Annotated in this window: 30 protein-coding genes; all 30 read right to left on the reverse strand. The window is 54.3% G+C overall.

Annotated elements, in window-relative coordinates; all coding sequences use genetic code 11:
* Positions 1-10 precede the first annotated feature (10 nt).
* Positions 11-631: a 30S ribosomal protein S4 gene (rpsD, locus tag PMI37_RS14255; RefSeq protein ID WP_003176404.1), complete on the reverse strand. Its 621-nt coding sequence runs from the start codon at positions 629-631 to the stop codon at positions 11-13.
* Between the two features lie 18 nt (positions 632-649).
* A complete protein-coding gene (gene rpsK / locus PMI37_RS14260; protein ID WP_002555466.1) occupies positions 650-1,039 on the reverse strand; it encodes a 30S ribosomal protein S11 in 390 nt (129 codons plus the stop codon).
* Positions 1,040-1,069: 30 nt separating this feature from the next.
* Positions 1,070-1,426: a 30S ribosomal protein S13 gene (rpsM, locus tag PMI37_RS14265; RefSeq protein WP_003186020.1), complete on the reverse strand. Its 357-nt coding sequence runs from the start codon at positions 1,424-1,426 to the stop codon at positions 1,070-1,072.
* 129 nt (positions 1,427-1,555) lie between these two features.
* Entirely contained in the window at positions 1,556-1,672 is a 117-nt protein-coding gene (rpmJ, locus tag PMI37_RS14270) for a 50S ribosomal protein L36 (RefSeq protein WP_002555468.1), read from the reverse strand.
* A 28-nt stretch (positions 1,673-1,700) separates the two neighbouring features.
* Positions 1,701-3,029, reverse strand: a complete 1,329-nt coding sequence (gene secY, locus PMI37_RS14275) for a preprotein translocase subunit SecY (RefSeq protein ID WP_003228718.1) — start codon at positions 3,027-3,029, stop codon at positions 1,701-1,703.
* Complete coding sequence (gene rplO / locus PMI37_RS14280; protein WP_003228720.1) at positions 3,030-3,467, reverse strand: 50S ribosomal protein L15; 438 nt, start codon at positions 3,465-3,467, stop codon at positions 3,030-3,032. It abuts the gene before it with no gap.
* 3 nt (positions 3,468-3,470) lie between these two features.
* The gene (gene rpmD / locus PMI37_RS14285; RefSeq protein WP_003176408.1) at positions 3,471-3,647 is read right to left on the reverse strand and encodes a 50S ribosomal protein L30; all 177 of its coding nucleotides are present in this window, start codon (positions 3,645-3,647) and stop codon (positions 3,471-3,473) included.
* A gap of 2 nt (positions 3,648-3,649) precedes the next feature.
* Complete coding sequence (rpsE, locus tag PMI37_RS14290) at positions 3,650-4,150, reverse strand: 30S ribosomal protein S5 (RefSeq protein WP_007943782.1); 501 nt, start codon at positions 4,148-4,150, stop codon at positions 3,650-3,652.
* 3 nt (positions 4,151-4,153) lie between these two features.
* Positions 4,154-4,504 carry a 50S ribosomal protein L18 gene (gene rplR, locus PMI37_RS14295; RefSeq protein WP_003186037.1) on the reverse strand — a complete coding sequence of 117 codons (351 nt, stop codon included), beginning with the start codon at positions 4,502-4,504 and terminating at the stop codon, positions 4,154-4,156.
* Between the two features lie 10 nt (positions 4,505-4,514).
* Positions 4,515-5,048 (reverse strand): 50S ribosomal protein L6, encoded by a 534-nt coding sequence (gene rplF, locus PMI37_RS14300; RefSeq protein ID WP_003176412.1) that lies wholly within the window; start codon positions 5,046-5,048, stop codon positions 4,515-4,517.
* A 12-nt stretch (positions 5,049-5,060) separates the two neighbouring features.
* A complete protein-coding gene (rpsH, locus tag PMI37_RS14305; protein ID WP_007918458.1) occupies positions 5,061-5,453 on the reverse strand; it encodes a 30S ribosomal protein S8 in 393 nt (130 codons plus the stop codon).
* Positions 5,454-5,662: 209 nt separating this feature from the next.
* Positions 5,663-5,968, reverse strand: coding sequence for a 30S ribosomal protein S14 (gene rpsN / locus PMI37_RS14310; protein WP_003228726.1), 306 nt, complete (start codon positions 5,966-5,968; stop codon positions 5,663-5,665).
* Positions 5,969-5,981: 13 nt separating this feature from the next.
* Positions 5,982-6,521, reverse strand: a complete 540-nt coding sequence (rplE, locus tag PMI37_RS14315; protein WP_003176415.1) for a 50S ribosomal protein L5 — start codon at positions 6,519-6,521, stop codon at positions 5,982-5,984.
* 20 nt (positions 6,522-6,541) lie between these two features.
* Positions 6,542-6,856 (reverse strand): 50S ribosomal protein L24, encoded by a 315-nt coding sequence (rplX, locus tag PMI37_RS14320; RefSeq protein ID WP_008081905.1) that lies wholly within the window; start codon positions 6,854-6,856, stop codon positions 6,542-6,544.
* Between the two features lie 11 nt (positions 6,857-6,867).
* Positions 6,868-7,236: a 50S ribosomal protein L14 gene (gene rplN, locus PMI37_RS14325; protein WP_002555479.1), complete on the reverse strand. Its 369-nt coding sequence runs from the start codon at positions 7,234-7,236 to the stop codon at positions 6,868-6,870.
* Between the two features lie 23 nt (positions 7,237-7,259).
* Positions 7,260-7,526, reverse strand: coding sequence for a 30S ribosomal protein S17 (gene rpsQ, locus PMI37_RS14330; RefSeq protein ID WP_003176419.1), 267 nt, complete (start codon positions 7,524-7,526; stop codon positions 7,260-7,262).
* 2 nt (positions 7,527-7,528) lie between these two features.
* On the reverse strand, positions 7,529-7,720 hold the full coding sequence (gene rpmC, locus PMI37_RS14335; protein WP_002555481.1) for a 50S ribosomal protein L29: 192 nt from the start codon (positions 7,718-7,720) through the stop codon (positions 7,529-7,531).
* Positions 7,720-8,133, reverse strand: a complete 414-nt coding sequence (rplP, locus tag PMI37_RS14340; protein ID WP_007896757.1) for a 50S ribosomal protein L16 — start codon at positions 8,131-8,133, stop codon at positions 7,720-7,722. Before rplP ends, rpmC begins: the two co-directional genes overlap by 1 nt.
* A gap of 12 nt (positions 8,134-8,145) precedes the next feature.
* Positions 8,146-8,832, reverse strand: coding sequence for a 30S ribosomal protein S3 (rpsC, locus tag PMI37_RS14345; protein WP_003176422.1), 687 nt, complete (start codon positions 8,830-8,832; stop codon positions 8,146-8,148).
* Between the two features lie 13 nt (positions 8,833-8,845).
* Complete coding sequence (rplV, locus tag PMI37_RS14350) at positions 8,846-9,178, reverse strand: 50S ribosomal protein L22 (RefSeq protein ID WP_003103908.1); 333 nt, start codon at positions 9,176-9,178, stop codon at positions 8,846-8,848.
* 11 nt (positions 9,179-9,189) lie between these two features.
* Positions 9,190-9,465 (reverse strand): 30S ribosomal protein S19, encoded by a 276-nt coding sequence (rpsS, locus tag PMI37_RS14355; protein WP_003228731.1) that lies wholly within the window; start codon positions 9,463-9,465, stop codon positions 9,190-9,192.
* 16 nt (positions 9,466-9,481) lie between these two features.
* Positions 9,482-10,306 (reverse strand): 50S ribosomal protein L2, encoded by an 825-nt coding sequence (gene rplB, locus PMI37_RS14360; protein WP_003228734.1) that lies wholly within the window; start codon positions 10,304-10,306, stop codon positions 9,482-9,484.
* A gap of 14 nt (positions 10,307-10,320) precedes the next feature.
* Entirely contained in the window at positions 10,321-10,620 is a 300-nt protein-coding gene (rplW, locus tag PMI37_RS14365) for a 50S ribosomal protein L23 (RefSeq protein ID WP_002555488.1), read from the reverse strand.
* A complete protein-coding gene (rplD, locus tag PMI37_RS14370; RefSeq protein ID WP_007918468.1) occupies positions 10,617-11,219 on the reverse strand; it encodes a 50S ribosomal protein L4 in 603 nt (200 codons plus the stop codon). Before rplD ends, rplW begins: the two co-directional genes overlap by 4 nt.
* A gap of 12 nt (positions 11,220-11,231) precedes the next feature.
* Complete coding sequence (rplC, locus tag PMI37_RS14375; protein WP_003228738.1) at positions 11,232-11,867, reverse strand: 50S ribosomal protein L3; 636 nt, start codon at positions 11,865-11,867, stop codon at positions 11,232-11,234.
* An 80-nt stretch (positions 11,868-11,947) separates the two neighbouring features.
* Positions 11,948-12,259: a 30S ribosomal protein S10 gene (rpsJ, locus tag PMI37_RS14380; protein WP_003186070.1), complete on the reverse strand. Its 312-nt coding sequence runs from the start codon at positions 12,257-12,259 to the stop codon at positions 11,948-11,950.
* A 159-nt stretch (positions 12,260-12,418) separates the two neighbouring features.
* Entirely contained in the window at positions 12,419-13,612 is a 1,194-nt protein-coding gene (gene tuf / locus PMI37_RS14385; protein ID WP_007918472.1) for an elongation factor Tu, read from the reverse strand.
* 31 nt (positions 13,613-13,643) lie between these two features.
* Complete coding sequence (gene fusA / locus PMI37_RS14390; protein WP_008081907.1) at positions 13,644-15,749, reverse strand: elongation factor G; 2,106 nt, start codon at positions 15,747-15,749, stop codon at positions 13,644-13,646.
* 30 nt (positions 15,750-15,779) lie between these two features.
* Entirely contained in the window at positions 15,780-16,253 is a 474-nt protein-coding gene (gene rpsG / locus PMI37_RS14395) for a 30S ribosomal protein S7 (RefSeq protein WP_007916467.1), read from the reverse strand.
* Positions 16,254-16,360: 107 nt separating this feature from the next.
* The gene (gene rpsL / locus PMI37_RS14400; RefSeq protein ID WP_003186084.1) at positions 16,361-16,732 is read right to left on the reverse strand and encodes a 30S ribosomal protein S12; all 372 of its coding nucleotides are present in this window, start codon (positions 16,730-16,732) and stop codon (positions 16,361-16,363) included.
* Between the last annotated feature and the right edge of the window lie 28 nt (positions 16,733-16,760).

A 16,760-nucleotide genomic window follows, 5' to 3' on the forward strand; every position in this document is an offset into this window, starting at 1 on the left:
TTTCTAGCCCTTACTTGGAGTAGAGCTCGACAATCAGGCTTTCGTTGATGTCGGCGGACAGATCACTGCGAGCAGGAACGTTCTTGAAAACGCCCGACTTCTTCTCAGTGTCTACTTCTACCCATTCTACGCGGCCACGTTGGGCACACAGATCGAGAGCTTGGACAATGCGAAGTTGGTTTTTTGCTTTCTCGCGAACTGCAACCACGTCACCAGCACGAACCTGATACGACGGAACGTTTACGGTCTGACCGTTAACGCTGATCGACTTGTGCGATACCAGCTGACGGGATTCGGCACGAGTCGAACCAAAGCCCATACGGTATACAACGTTGTCCAGACGGCATTCGAGCAGTTGCAGCAGGTTTTCACCGGTTGCACCTTTCTTGCCAGCAGCTTCTTTGTAGTAGCCGCTGAATTGACGCTCGAGAACGCCGTAGATACGACGGACCTTCTGCTTTTCACGCAGTTGGGTGCCGTAATCGGACTGGCGACCGCGGCGTTGGCCGTGGATACCAGGTGCTGCTTCAATGTTGCACTTCGATTCGATCGCGCGCACGCCGCTCTTCAGGAAGAGATCGGTGCCCTCGCGACGAGCGAGTTTGCATTTTGGACCAATGTAACGAGCCATTCTTTACAATCTCCTGGATTACACGCGGCGCTTCTTCGGCGGACGGCACCCGTTGTGCGGGATTGGCGTCACGTCGGTGATGCTGGCGATCTTATAGCCACAGCCGTTCAATGCACGGACAGCAGACTCACGACCTGGACCTGGACCTTTGACGTTAACGTCGAGGTTTTTCAGGCCATATTCCAGCGCAGCTTGACCAGCACGTTCAGCAGCTACTTGAGCAGCAAACGGGGTGGACTTGCGGGAACCGCGGAAACCCGAACCACCGGAGGTAGCCCAAGAAAGCGCGTTACCTTGACGGTCGGTGATGGTCACGATGGTGTTGTTAAAAGAAGCATGGATGTGGGCGATGCCATCAACCACTGTCTTTTTAACTTTTTTACGAGGACGAGCAGCAGGTTTTGCCATGATTAATTTCCTGTCGATTCGCGTGGGCGATTACTTGCGGATCGGCTTACGCGGACCTTTACGGGTACGCGCGTTAGTCTTGGTACGCTGACCGCGTACTGGAAGACCACGACGATGACGCAGACCACGGTAGCAACCGAGGTCCATCAAACGCTTGATTTTCATGTTGATTTCGCGACGCAGGTCACCTTCAGTGGTGAACTTCGCCACTTCGCCACGCAACTGCTCAATCTGCTCGTCGCTCAGATCTTTGATCTTTGCGGCTGGGTTTACCCCAGTCACTGCGCAAATTTTCTGCGCAGTAGTGCGACCAACACCATAGATGTAGGTCAGCGAGATAACAGTGTGCTTGTTATCTGGAATGTTAACGCCTGCAATACGGGCCATTCAGTGGGACTCCAATTGACAGCTACCTACGCCCCGGAAGCCAAGAAATAGGGCGCGAGATAATATCGCTGTAATAACAAATAATCAACCCGGCAGCGCACTAGCTGCCGGGCTTCAAGCGGATCACACTCAGCCTTGGCGCTGTTTGTGACGCGGTTCCGCGCTGCAAATTACTCGAACAACACCTTCGCGGCGAATAATCTTGCAGTTACGGCACAGCTTTTTCACCGATGCACGAACTTTCATCACCAACTCCTCGAACCTTATGGGGTACTCAGCGCAACATGCCGCTGCCGTAGCCCTTCAGGTTGGCTTTCTTCATCAGGGATTCGTACTGGTGCGAAACGAGGTGCGATTGTACTTGGGACATGAAGTCCATCACAACCACGACCACGATCAGCAACGAGGTCCCGCCAAGGTAGAACGGTACGTTTGCTGCGACCACCAGGAACTGGGGAAGCAGACACACGGCCGTCATGTAAAGAGCACCGAACATGGTCAAGCGAGTCAGAACGCCATCAATGTAGCGCGCAGACTGCTCACCTGGACGGATGCCCGGAATAAAGGCACCGGACTTCTTCAGGTTTTCCGCTACGTCTTTCGGATTGAACATCAACGCCGTATAGAAGAAGCAGAAGAAAATAATCCCTGCACTAAACAGCAGAATATTCAACGGCTGACCAGGAGCGATCGACTGCGAGATGTCCTGCAACCAGCCCATACCTTCAGACTGACCAAACCAGGCACCCAGCGAAGCCGGGAACAGCAAAATGCTGCTCGCGAAAATAGCCGGAATAACACCAGCCATGTTCACTTTCAGCGGCAAGTGGCTTGTCTGCGCAGCAAAAACCTTGCGGCCCTGCTGACGCTTGGCGTAGTGAACAGCGATACGACGCTGACCACGCTCAATGAACACCACAAAACCGATAATCGCTACTGCCAGCAAACCGATGGCAACCAGGGCGAAGATGTTGATATCACCCTGACGCGCAGACTCAAAAGACTGCCCGATTGCTCTCGGAAGACCGGCGACGATACCCGAAAAAATCAACATCGAGATACCGTTACCTACACCGCGCTCAGTAATCTGCTCACCCAGCCACATCATGAACATCGCGCCAGCCACAAACGTGGATACCGCAACGAAATGGAAGCCAAAGTCACCAGTGAACGCAACGCCCTGCCCCGCCAGACCAATGGACATGCCAATAGCCTGAACGAGAGCGAGAACGACGGTGCCGTAGCGGGTGTACTGGCTGATCTTGCGACGGCCAGCTTCACCTTCCTTCTTCAACTGCTCCAGCTGCGGGCTGACGGCGGTCATCAGTTGCATGATGATCGATGCCGAAATGTACGGCATGATCCCCAGTGCAAAGATGCTCATCCGTTCCAGCGCGCCGCCGGAGAACATGTTGAACAAGCTAAGAATGGTCCCCTCATTCTGTCGAAACAGGTCTGCGAGTCGGTCCGGGTTGATACCTGGAACCGGGATGTGTGCGCCTATTCGGTAGACGATAATCGCCAGGAACAGAAAACGCAGACGAGCCCAGAGTTCAGACATACCGCCTTTGCCGAGCGCAGAGAGAGCACCTTGCTTAGCCATTTATTCCTCGAACTTGCCGCCAGCTGCTTCGATAGCCGCACGCGCACCTTTGGTGGCGCCGATTCCCTTGCCGATAGTGACAGCGCGAGTCACTTCACCGGACAGCATGATTTTCACACGCTGTACGTTGACGTTGATCACGTTGGCATCTTTCAGGGATTGCACGGTGACGATGTCGCCTTCCACTTTAGCCAGCTCGGACAGACGCACTTCTGCGCGATCCATGGCTTTCAGGGAAACGAAACCGAACTTCGGCAGGCGACGATGCAGCGGCTGTTGACCGCCTTCAAAGCCTGGAGCAATGGTGCCACCGGAGCGGGAGGTTTGACCTTTGTGGCCACGGCCACCAGTCTTACCCAAACCGCTACCGATACCACGGCCCGGACGATGCTTTTCGCGACGGGAACCCGGCGCTGGACTCAGATCATTGAGTTTCATCGATTAACCCTCGACACGCAGCATGTAGTAAGCCTTGTTGATCATCCCGCGATTCTCGGGAGTATCCTGGACTTCTACAGTGTGACCGATGCGACGCAGACCCAGACCCTTAACGCACAGTTTGTGGTTAGGGATGCGGCCGGTCATGCTTTTGATCAGCGTTACTTTAACGGTAGCCATGATCAGAAGATCTCCTTGACGCTTTTGCCACGCTTGGCGGCAATGGATTCAGGAGATTGCATAGCTTTCAAACCTTTGAAAGTGGCGTGAACCACGTTTACCGGGTTAGTCGAGCCATAGCACTTGGCCAGAACGTTCTGAACGCCAGCAACTTCGAGGACAGCACGCATAGCGCCGCCAGCGATGATACCGGTACCTTCAGAAGCAGGCTGCATGTACACCTTCGAAGCGCCGTGACCGGACTTCATTGCGTACTGCAGAGTGGTGCCGTTCAGGTCAACTTGGATCATGTTGCGGCGAGCAGCTTCCATTGCCTTCTGGATCGCAGCAGGCACTTCACGCGACTTGCCACGGCCGAAGCCAACACGCCCTTTACCATCACCAACCACGGTCAACGCGGTGAAAGTGAAGATACGGCCGCCTTTAACGGTTTTGGCTACGCGGTTAACTTGAACCAGCTTCTCAATGTAGCCTTCGTCGCGCTTTTGGTCGTTATTTGACATAACTTAGAACTCCAGCCCAGCTTCACGAGCAGCATCAGCCAGCGCTTTAACGCGGCCGTGGTACTTGAAGCCAGAGCGGTCGAAAGCCACTTGCGAGACGCCAGCGGCCTTAGCACGCGTAGCGACCAGCTGGCCAACCTTTGTGGCCGCGTCGATGTTGCCAGTGGCGCCATCACGCAGTTCTTTATCCAAAGTCGAGGCAGATGCCAGGACTTTGTTGCCGTCGGCCGAGATGACCTGGGCGTAGATGTGCTGCGACGAGCGGAACACGCAGAGACGCACGACTTCTAGTTCGTGCATTTTCAGGCGTGCTTTGCGAGCGCGACGCAGTCGAGTAACTTTTTTGTCGGTCATTTGCTATGCCCTACTTCTTCTTGGCTTCTTTACGACGGACGACTTCGTCCGCGTAGCGCACACCTTTGCCTTTGTACGGCTCTGGTGGACGGAAGTCGCGGATCTCAGCGGCCACTTGACCTACCAGCTGCTTATCGATGCCCTTGATCAGGATATCGGTCTGGCTAGGAGTCTCAGCGGTGATGCCTTCCGGCAGTTCGTAATCCACTGGGTGCGAGAAGCCAAGGGCAAGGTTCAGAACCGTGCCTTTTGCTTGCGCTTTGTAACCAACACCGACCAGCTGGAGCTTACGCTCGAAGCCTTGGCTTACGCCTTGGACCATGTTGTTTACCAACGCACGCGTGGTACCGGCCATTGCGCGAGTTTGTTGATCGCCATTGCGAGCAGCGAAACGCAGCTCACCAGCTTCTTCAACAATCTCAACGGACGAATGGATGTTCAGTTCGAGAGTGCCCTTGGCACCCTTCACCGAAAGCTGTTGGCCTGCGAATTTTACTTCGACACCGGCTGGCAGCTTAACGGGGTTCTTAGCGACGCGAGACATGCTTATCCCCCCTTAGAACACAGTGCAAAGAACTTCGCCGCCGACACCGGCAGCGCGCGCAGCACGATCCGTCATCACACCTTTGTTGGTGGAGACGATAGACACGCCAAGACCGCCACGAACTTTCGGCAGATCTTCAACGGACTTGTACTGACGCAGGCCTGGACGACTAACGCGCTTCACTTCTTCGATAACCGGACGGCCTTCGAAGTACTTCAGCTCGATGGACAACGACGGCTTAGCGTCGGTGGTGATCTGAAAATCCGCGATGTAACCTTCGTCCTTCAGGACTTTTGCTACAGCCACCTTCAACGTGGAAGACGGCATGCTTACGACAGACTTTTCAGCCATCTGGGCATTACGGATTCGAGTTAGCATGTCCGCTAACGGGTCCTGCATACTCATGGGCTAGACGCTCCTAATACAGAAAAATTAGCCTTGCGGCTACTACTTGTCGCCGAGAACTTCCGGGCATGAAAAACACGGGCTCAGGCGAGCCGGTCATTCTAGACACACCCCAGAAATGAATCAAGCCCCAAAAGGGGCTTGATTCAGATTCAAGGCCACCGATGGTCAGGTTCTTGCGAACCCGAGCATCGAGACTTTGACAGCAATTACCAGCTGGCTTTAACCAGACCTGGCACGTCACCACGCATTGCAGCTTCACGCAGCTTGTTACGGCCAAGGCCGAACTTGCGGTAAACGCCGTGCGGACGACCAGTCAGGCGGCAACGGTTACGCATGCGCGAAGCGCTTGCGTCACGTGGTTGCTTCTGCAGAGCTACGGTAGCTTCCCAACGTGCTTCTGGACTTGCGTTCAGATCAACGATGATAGCTTTCAGCGCTGCACGCTTGGTGGCGTACTTGGCAACAGTGAGCTGACGCTTCAGCTCACGGTTTTTCATGCTCTTCTTGGCCATTTTCCTACTCCAATCAGTTGCGGAACGGGAATTTGAAAGCACGCAGCAGAGCGCGGCCTTCATCATCGTTCTTGGCAGTGGTGGTCAGGGTAATGTCCAGACCGCGGAGAGCATCGATCTTGTCGTAGTCGATTTCCGGGAAAATGATCTGCTCTTTCACGCCCATGCTGTAGTTACCACGACCATCGAAGGACTTGGCATTCAGGCCGCGGAAGTCGCGAACCCGAGGCAGGGAGATCGACAGCAGACGATCCAGGAACTCGTACATACGCTCACGGCGCAGAGTCACTTTGACGCCGATCGGCCATCCTTCACGGACTTTAAAGCCAGCGATGGATTTACGAGCGTAGGTCACAACGACTTTTTGGCCGGTGATCTTTTCCAGGTCAGCAACAGCGTGCTCGATGACTTTCTTGTCACCAACAGCTTCGCCCAGACCCATGTTCAGGGTGATCTTTGTAACGCGTGGAACTTCCATCACGTTCGAAAGCTTAAGTTCTTCCTTAAGCTTCGGTGCGATTTCCTTCCAGTAAATCTCTTTTAGTCGTGCCATGGTCTTCTACCTAGCAGTGTTCAAGCATCAACCGCTTTTTGGGTCGACTTGAAGACACGAATTTTCTTGCCGTCTTCTACTTTGAAACCAACGCGGTCAGCCTTGTTGGTTTCGCCGTTGAAAATGGCGACGTTAGAAGCGTCCAGTGGAGCTTCTTTTTCGACGATACCGCCTTGCACGCCCGACATCGGGTTAGGCTTGGTATGACGCTTTACCAGGTTCAGACCGCTGATAACCAGACGGTTATTAGCAAGAACCTTAAGCACCTTACCGCGCTTACCTTTGTCTTTGCCGGCGATCACGATGATCTCGTCGTCACGACGAATCTTTTGCATGTCGGATCTCCTTACAGCACTTCTGGGGCGAGCGAGACGATCTTCATGAACTTCTCAGTACGAAGTTCACGGGTCACTGGCCCAAAGATACGGGTGCCGATCGGCTCTTGCTTGTTGTTCAGAAGAACAGCAGCGTTGCCATCAAAGCGGATAATGGAGCCATCAGCACGACGTACGCCGTGACGAGTGCGGACTACAACAGCAGTCATCACTTGGCCTTTTTTCACTTTACCGCGAGGAATTGCTTCCTTGACGGTAACTTTGATGATGTCACCGATACCAGCGTAACGACGATGGGAGCCACCCAGCACCTTGATGCACATAACACGGCGAGCGCCGCTGTTATCGGCCACATCGAGCATGGATTGAGTCTGAATCATATAATTTCTCCGACCCCTAGTCCTTAGACTTCCACAGCGCGTTCGAGAACATCAACCAGCGCCCAAGACTTGGTCTTGGCCAAAGGACGAGTTTCACGAATAGTGACTTTGTCGCCGATGTGGCACTGATTGGTTTCGTCGTGCGCGTGCAGCTTAGTCGAACGCTTAACGTATTTACCGTAGATCGGGTGCTTAACGCGACGCTCGATCAGAACGGTGATGGTTTTGTCCATCTTGTCGCTGACAACACGGCCAGTCAGCGTACGGACAGTTTTTTCGGCTTCAGCCATGATCACTTACCTGCCTGCTGGTTGAGCACAGTCTTCACGCGAGCGATGTCACGCTTAACTTGCGAGAGCAGATGAGACTGCCCCAACTGGCCAGTTGCTTTCTGCATACGCAGATTGAACTGGTCGCGCAGCAAGCCGAGCAGTTGCTCGTTCAGCTGCTGTGCGGATTTTTCACGAAGTTCATTCGCTTTCATCACATCACCGTCCGTTTAACAAAGGCGGTGGCGAGCGGCAGCTTTGCAGCAGCCAGGGCAAAAGCCTCACGCGCCAGCTCTTCAGAAACACCCTCGATTTCATACAGGACTTTGCCTGGCTGAATCTGGGCAACCCAGTACTCCACACTACCCTTACCTTTACCCATACGAACTTCGAGGGGCTTTTTGGAAATAGGCTTGTCCGGGAATACACGGATCCAGATCTTGCCGCCACGTTTAACGTGACGGGTCAGTGCACGACGCGCTGACTCGATCTGACGAGCGGTGAGACGACCACGAGCTACAGACTTCAGCGCGAACTCGCCGAAGCTGACTTTGCTACCGCGCTGAGCCAGACCACGGTTGTGGCCTGTCATCTGCTTGCGGAACTTCGTACGCTTAGGTTGCAACATTTGGCGTACCCCTTACTTAGCAGCTTTTTTACGAGGCGCTGGTGCTTGTGGTTTCAGCTCTTCTTGGCGACCACCAATTACTTCGCCTTTGAAGATCCAAACCTTTACACCGATCACACCGTAAGTGGTGTGAGCTTCGTAGTTGGCATAGTCGATGTCGGCACGCAGGGTGTGCAATGGCACACGACCTTCGCGATACCATTCAGTACGTGCGATTTCAGCACCGCCGAGACGACCGCTCACTTGGATTTTGATGCCCTTGGCACCAATGCGCATGGCGTTCTGTACTGCGCGCTTCATCGCGCGACGGAACATTACACGACGCTCCAGCTGCTGAGCTACGCTCTGCGCAACCAGCATACCGTCGAGTTCCGGCTTGCGGATCTCTTCGATATTGATGTGCACAGGCACACCCATTTGCTTGGTCAGGTCCTGACGCAGTTTCTCAACATCTTCACCTTTCTTCCCGATAACGATACCTGGACGAGCGGTGTGGATGGTGATACGTGCAGTTTGGGCCGGACGATGGATATCGATACGGCTTACGGACGCGCTTTTTAGTTTGTCTTGGAGATACTCACGCACTTTCAGATCTGCGAACAAGTAGTCCGCATAAGTCCGACCGTCTGCGTACCAGACGGAGGTGTGCTCCTTGACGATTCCCAGGCGAATGCCAATGGGATGTACTTTCTGACCCATCTCTTCGACTCCGTTACTTGTCAGCAACCTTGACAGTGATATGGCAAGACCGCTTGACGATGCGATCAGCACGGCCTTTGGCACGTGGCATGATGCGCTTCAGCGAACGCCCTTCGTTGACGAAAACGGTGCTGACCTTCAGGTCATCAACGTCTGCGCCTTCGTTATGCTCGGCGTTGGCTACGGCCGACTCCAGCACTTTCTTCATGATCTCGGCGGCTTTCTTACTGCTGAAAGCCAACAAGTTGAGCGCTTCGCCCACCTTCTTCCCGCGGATCTGGTCGGCGACCAAGCGGGCTTTCTGGGCGGAGATTCGAGCGCCCGACAACTTAGCGGCTACTTCCATTTCCTAACCCCTTAACGCTTGGCTTTCTTGTCAGCCACGTGCCCACGATAAGTGCGGGTACCGGCGAACTCGCCCAGTTTATGGCCGACCATGTCTTCGTTCACGAGAACTGGGACGTGCTGACGACCGTTATGTACGGCGATGGTCAGACCGACCATCTGTGGCAGGATCATCGAACGACGCGACCAAGTCTTAATTGGTTTGCGATCGTTCTTTTCCGCCGCCACTTCGATCTTCTTCAGTAGGTGAAGATCAATAAAAGGACCTTTTTTCAGAGAACGTGGCACTGTCGTATCCCTCTATTTACTTGCGACGACGGACGATCATTTTGTCGGTACGCTTATTACCACGAGTCTTCGCGCCCTTAGTCGGGAAGCCCCATGGCGATACCGGATGACGACCACCAGAGGTACGACCTTCACCACCACCATGTGGGTGGTCAACCGGGTTCATGGCAACACCACGAACGGTTGGGCGAACGCCACGCCAGCGTTTGGCACCAGCTTTACCCAGCGAACGCAGGCTGTGCTCGGAGTTCGAGACTTCGCCCAGGGTCGCACGGCATTCAGCCAGGACTTTACGCATTTCACCGGAACGCAGACGCAGGGTTACGTACACACCTTCACGAGCGATCAGCTGAGCCGAAGCACCAGCGGAACGAGCGATCTGTGCGCCTTTACCTGGCTTCAGTTCGATGCCGTGTACAGTAGAACCCACTGGAATGTTGCGCAGTTGCAGAGCGTTGCCTGGCTTGATTGGAGCCAGAGCGCCTGCGATCAGCTGGTCGCCTGCACTCACGCCTTTAGGGGCGATGATGTAGCGGCGCTCGCCGTCTGCGTAGCAGAGCAGTGCGATGTGAGCAGTACGGTTTGGATCGTATTCGATACGCTCGACAGTGGCGACGATGCCATCTTTGTCGTTGCGACGGAAATCGACCATACGATAATGCTGCTTATGACCACCACCGATGTGACGCGTGGTAATACGGCCATTGTTGTTACGACCACCAGTCTTCGATTTTTTCTCGAGCAGCGGTGCGTGAGGAGCGCCTTTATGCAGCTCCTGGTTGACCACCTTGACCACAAAACGGCGGCCAGGGGAAGTCGGTTTGCATTTAACGATTGCCATGATGCACCCCTTCCTTACTCAGCACTGCTGCTGAAATCGAGATCTTGGCCTGGCTGAAGGGAGATAACTGCCTTCTTCCAGTCATTACGCTTGCCCAGACCGCGAGCTGTGCGCTTGCTCTTACCCAGAACGTTCAGGGTAGTAACACGCTCAACTTTCACGCTGAACAGGCTTTCGACGGCCTTCTTGATTTCCAGCTTGGTTGCGTCAGTTGCAACCTTGAAAACGAACTGGCCTTTCTTGTCAGCCAGAACCGTAGCCTTCTCGGAAACGTGCGGGCCAAGCAGAACTTTAAATACGCGTTCCTGGTTCATCCCAGCAGCTCCTCGAATTTCTTCACGGCCGACACGGTGATCAACACCTTGTCGTATGCGATCAGACTAACTGGATCGGAACCTTGAACGTCACGTACATCTACGTGCGGCAGGTTACGAGCAGCCAGGTACAGGTTCTGATCAACAGCGTCCGACACGATCAAAACGTCGGTCAGGCTCATGTTGTTCAGCTTGCCCAGCAGATCTTTGGTTTTCGGAGTTTCAACAGCGAAATCCTGAACCACGACCAGACGATCAGTACGCACCAGCTCAGCAAGGATGGAACGCATTGCTGCGCGATACATCTTCTTGTTCAGCTTCTGGGAGTGATCCTGTGGACGTGCTGCAAAAGTGGTACCGCCGCCACGCCAGATTGGGCTACGGATAGTACCGGCACGAGCACGGCCAGTACCTTTCTGACGCCATGGGCGCTTACCGCCACCACGAACGTCGGAACGGGTCTTTTGCTGCTTGGTACCTTGACGGCCGCCGGCCATGTAGGCCACGACTGCTTGGTGAACCAGCGTCTCGTTGAATTCGCCGCCAAATGTCAGTTCGGAAACTTCGATCGCTTGAGCGTCATTTACATTTAATTGCATGTCAGCTTCCCCTTAACCGCGAGCCTTGGCTGCTGGACGTACAACCAGATTGCCGCCAGTAGCGCCAGGAACAGCACCCTTGACCAACAACAGATTGCGTTCAGCGTCCACGCGCACTACTTCCAGGGACTGCACGGTCACGCGCTCAGCGCCCATATGACCGGACATTTTTTTGCCCTTGAATACACGACCAGGAGTCTGGCACTGGCCGATAGAGCCTGGGACGCGGTGGGATACGGAGTTACCGTGGGTGTTATCTTGCCCGCGGAAATTCCAACGCTTGATCGTACCCTGGAAGCCTTTACCCTTGGACTGACCGGTTACATCAACCAGTTGACCAGCGGCGAAGATTTCAGCGTTGATCAGATCGCCAGCCTGGTACTCGCCTTCTTCAAGACGGAATTCCATGGTGGTGCGACCAGCGGCAACGTTCGCTTTAGCGAAGTGGCCAGCTTGAGCTGCTGTTACACGCGAAGCACGACGCTCGCCGACAGTGACTTGCACTGCACGATAGCCATCGGTCTCTTCAGTTTTGAACTGGGTGACGCGATTCGGTTCGATCTCAATGACCGTGACCGGAATGGAGACACCTTCTTCGGTGAAAATACGGGTCATACCGCATTTACGACCGACTACACCAATAGTCATGTTGTAAACCTCATGAGTGTACGGGGCTTTCACCCGCTATGGCCGCCCATTTCAGAGCGTTACACGACTAAGACCGAGTCTTAGCCGAGGCTGATCTGCACTTCCACACCGGCCGCAAGATCAAGCTTCATAAGAGCATCAACGGTTTTATCCGTTGGCTGGACGATGTCCAGAACGCGCTTATGAGTGCGGATTTCGTACTGGTCGCGCGCGTCTTTGTTGACGTGCGGAGAAACCAGAACGGTGAACCGCTCTTTACGGGTAGGCAGTGGAATTGGACCACGCACTTGAGCACCAGTACGTTTCGCGGTTTCCACGATTTCCTGGGTTGATTGGTCGATCAGGCGATGGTCAAAAGCCTTCAACCTGATACGGATTTGCTGATTTTGCATTGGATTTCAGACTCCGGCTGCTATTCCCACCGAGCGCAATACGCCCGTTAAAAGGAGGCGCAATTCTATAGACGCCCCATATAGGTGTCAACCCAATAAAAAAAGCCCCCGCTGAGCGGGGGCTTTTTCAAAGCATCGAGCAATCTCTATAAAAGAGAATTACGCGATGATTTTGGCTACGACGCCAGCGCCGACGGTACGACCGCCTTCACGGATAGCGAAACGCAGACCATCTTCCATTGCGATGGTTTTGATCAGGGTAACAGTCATCTGAATGTTGTCACCTGGCATTACCATTTCAACGCCTTCTGGCAGCTCGCAGTTACCGGTCACGTCAGTCGTACGGAAGTAGAACTGTGGACGGTAGCCTTTGAAGAACGGAGTGTGACGACCGCCTTCTTCCTTGCTCAGAACGTAAACCTCTGCGGTGAAAGTGGTGTGCGGCTTAACCGAACCCGGCTTAACCAAAACCTGGCCACGCTCAACGTCGTCACGCTTGGTACCACGCAGCAGAACGCCGCAGTTCTCGCCAGCACGACCTTCGTCGAGCAGCTTGCGGAACATTTCAACACCGGTGCAAGTAGTAACGGTGGTGTCACGCAGACCAACGATTTCCAGCGGATCTTGAACGCGAACGATACCGCGCTCGATACGACCAGTTACAACAGTACCGCGACCGGAGATCGAGAATACGTCTTCGATTGGCATCAGGAACGGCTTGTCAGTCACACGAACTGGTTCTGGGATGTAGCTGTCCAGAGTCTCAACCAGTTTCTTGACGGCAGTGGTGCCCATCTCGTTGTCGTCTTTGCCTTCCAGAGCCATACGAGCCGAACCGATGATGATTGGAGTGTCATCGCCCGGGAAGTCGTAGGTGGACAGCAGGTCGCGAACTTCCATCTCAACCAGTTCCAGCAGCTCAGCGTCGTCTACCAGGTCAGCCTTGTTCAGGAAAACCACGATGTACGGAACGCCTACCTGACGGGACAGCAGGATGTGCTCACGGGTTTGTGGCATCGGACCATCAGCGGCCGAGCAAACCAGAATAGCGCCGTCCATTTGAGCAGCACCGGTGATCATGTTCTTCACATAGTCAGCGTGACCTGGGCAGTCAACGTGAGCGTAGTGACGGATCTTCGAGTTGTACTCAACGTGTGCGGTGTTGATGGTGATACCGCGAGCTTTCTCTTCTGGTGCGCTGTCGATCTTGTCGAAGTCAACGATTGCCGAACCGAAAACTTCGGAGCAAACGCGAGTCAGAGCAGCAGTCAGAGTGGTTTTACCGTGGTCAACGTGACCGATGGTGCCAACGTTGACGTGCGGTAGGGAACGATCAAATTTTTCTTTAGCCACGACAATTAACTCCTAGCCTAAAGGGGCTGAATCAGCCTTGTTTTTTGGTTACGGATTCGACGATGTGCGACGGAGCCGTATCGTATTTTTTGAATTCCATAGAGTAGCTTGCGCGACCCTGGGACATGGAACGAACGTCGGTCGCATAACCGAACATCTCACCCAGTGGAACCTCGGCACGGATAACCTTGCCGGACACTGTGTCTTCCATACCCTGGATCATGCCACGACGACGGTTAAGGTCGCCCATCACATCACCCATATAGTCTTCAGGCGTAACAACCTCTACAGCCATGATCGGCTCAAGCAACTCACCACCGCCCTTCTGGGCCAGTTGCTTGGTCGCCATGGAGGCAGCCACTTTAAACGCCATCTCGTTGGAGTCGACGTCGTGGTAAGAACCATCGAACACGGTAGCCTTCAGGCCGATCAGCGGATAGCCGGCAACAACGCCGTTCTTCATCTGCTCTTCGATACCCTTCTGGATAGCCGGGATGTATTCCTTAGGAACCACACCACCTACAACTTCGTTCACGAATTGCAGACCTTCCTGACCTTCGTCAGCAGGAGCAAAACGGATCCAGCAGTGACCGAACTGGCCACGACCGCCGGACTGACGAACGAACTTGCCTTCGATTTCACAGTTCTTCGTGATGCGCTCACGATACGAAACCTGAGGCTTGCCGATGTTGGCTTCGACGTTGAACTCACGGCGCATCCGGTCAACCAGGATGTCCAGGTGCAACTCGCCCATGCCGGAGATGATCGTCTGACCAGTCTCTTCATCAGTTTTTACGCGGAAAGACGGGTCTTCCTGAGCAAGTTTGCCCAGAGCGATACCCATTTTTTCCTGGTCATCCTTGGTTTTAGGCTCTACGGCAACCGAAATAACCGGCTCCGGGAAGTCCATACGAACCAGGATGATTGGCTTGTCAGCGTTGCAGAGGGTTTCACCAGTGGTGACGTCCTTCATGCCGATCAGGGCCGCGATGTCACCAGCGCGTACTTCCTTGATCTCTTCACGGGCGTTTGCGTGCATTTGCACCATACGACCCACGCGCTCTTTCTTGCCTTTAACCGAGTTGATTACGCCGTCGCCGGAGTTCAACACGCCCGAGTAAACGCGGACGAAGGTCAAAGTACCCACGAATGGGTCGGTAGCGATCTTGAACGCCAGAGCCGAGAACGGCTCCGCATCGTCTGCATGACGCTCCAGCTCGACTTCTTCGTTATCCGGGTCAGTACCCTTGATAGCGGGAATGTCGGTTGGTGCAGGCAGGAAGTCGATAACGGCGTCGAGAACCAGGGGAACACCCTTGTTCTTGAAAGACGAACCGCAAACAGCCAGAACGATTTCGCCGGCGATAGTACGCTGACGCAAAGCAGCTTTGATCTCTTCGATCGACAGCTCTTCGCCTTCCAGGTACTTGTTCATCAGCTCTTCGTTGGCTTCGGCAGCAGCCTCAACCATGTTGTTGCGCCACTCGTCAGCCAGCTCTTTCAGCTCGGCAGGAATGTCCTTGCGAACAGGGACCATACCTTTGTCAGAGTCGTTCCAGTACACAGCTTGCATGTTGATCAGATCGATCTGACCCTGGAAGTTGTCTTCCGAACCGATAGCCAACTGGATCGGCACCGGAGTGTGACCCAGACGCTGTTTGATCTGAGCGATCACGCGCAGGAAGTTGGCGCCAGCACGGTCCATCTTGTTTACGTAAACAAGACGTGGAACACCGTATTTGTTGGCTTGACGCCATACGGTTTCCGACTGAGGCTCAACACCCGAAGTACCGCAGAACACAACGACAGCGCCGTCGAGTACGCGCAGGGAACGCTCAACTTCAATGGTGAAGTCAACGTGACCCGGGGTATCGATTACGTTGAAACGGTGCTCGTGCGAGTACTGCTTCTCGGAACCTTTCCAGAAGGCGGTGATGGCAGCAGAAGTAATGGTAATACCACGCTCCTGCTCCTGCACCATCCAGTCTGTGGTCGCGGCGCCGTCATGCACCTCGCCCATTTTGTGACTTTTGCCGGTGTAAAAAAGGACGCGCTCGGTGGTGGTGGTTTTACCAGCATCCACGTGAGCGACGATACCGATGTTACGGTAGCGACTAATCGGAGTAGTACGAGCCATAAAGCCCTCGCAAAATTAGTGAAGCTAAAATTAGAAGCGGTAGTGCGAGAAAGCTTTGTTGGCTTCGGCCATACGGTGCACGTCTTCACGCTTCTTAACAGCAGCACCTTTACCTTCAGCAGCATCCAGCAGTTCGCCAGCCAAACGCAGAGCCATAGACTTCTCGCCACGCTTACGTGCGAAGTCTACCAACCAGCGCATTGCCAGAGCGTTACGACGGGAAGGACGAACCTCGACCGGAACCTGGTAAGTAGCACCACCAACGCGGCGCGACTTCACTTCGACCAGCGGAGCGATGGCGTCGAGTGCTTTTTCGAAGAGTTCCAGGGGATCGGTGCCAGCCTTACGGGTCGCAACGGTTTCCAGGGCACCATAAACGATACGCTCGGCAACGGCTTTCTTGCCGCTTTCCATAACGTGGTTCATGAATTTGGCGAGGATCTGGCTTCCGTATTTCGGATCGTCCAGAATCTCACGCTTTGCTGCTACGCGACGTCTTGGCATGATAAGCCCTCAAGCGGTCTTCAGGTTAGCTCGGGACAGATCCAATGGATGCGTGCCCGACCTTACTCTTATCGACTCAATAAAATGAAAATCTGCAAAACGGCCGATTACTTCGGACGCTTGGTACCGTACTTCGAACGACCTTGGTTACGACCTTTAACGCCGGAAGTATCCAAAGAACCGCGAACGGTGTGGTAACGAACACCTGGCAAGTCTTTTACACGACCGCCGCGGATCAGTACCACGCTGTGCTCTTGCAGGTTGTGACCTTCACCACCGATGTACGAAGAAACTTCGAAACCGTTGGTCAGGCGCACACGGCATACTTTACGCAGTGCCGAGTTAGGTTTTTTCGGCGTAGTGGTGTACACACGGGTGCACACGCCACGACGTTGCGGGCAGTTCTGCAGCGCAGGTACGTCGGATTTCTCGACGATACGCTTACGCGGCTGACGTACCAGCTGGTTGATAGTTGCCATCTACTAGCTCCACTGTTGTCTTGCGACG

The organism is Pseudomonas sp. GM80, from assembly GCF_000282515.1.
Lineage (GTDB): Bacteria > Pseudomonadota > Gammaproteobacteria > Pseudomonadales > Pseudomonadaceae > Aquipseudomonas.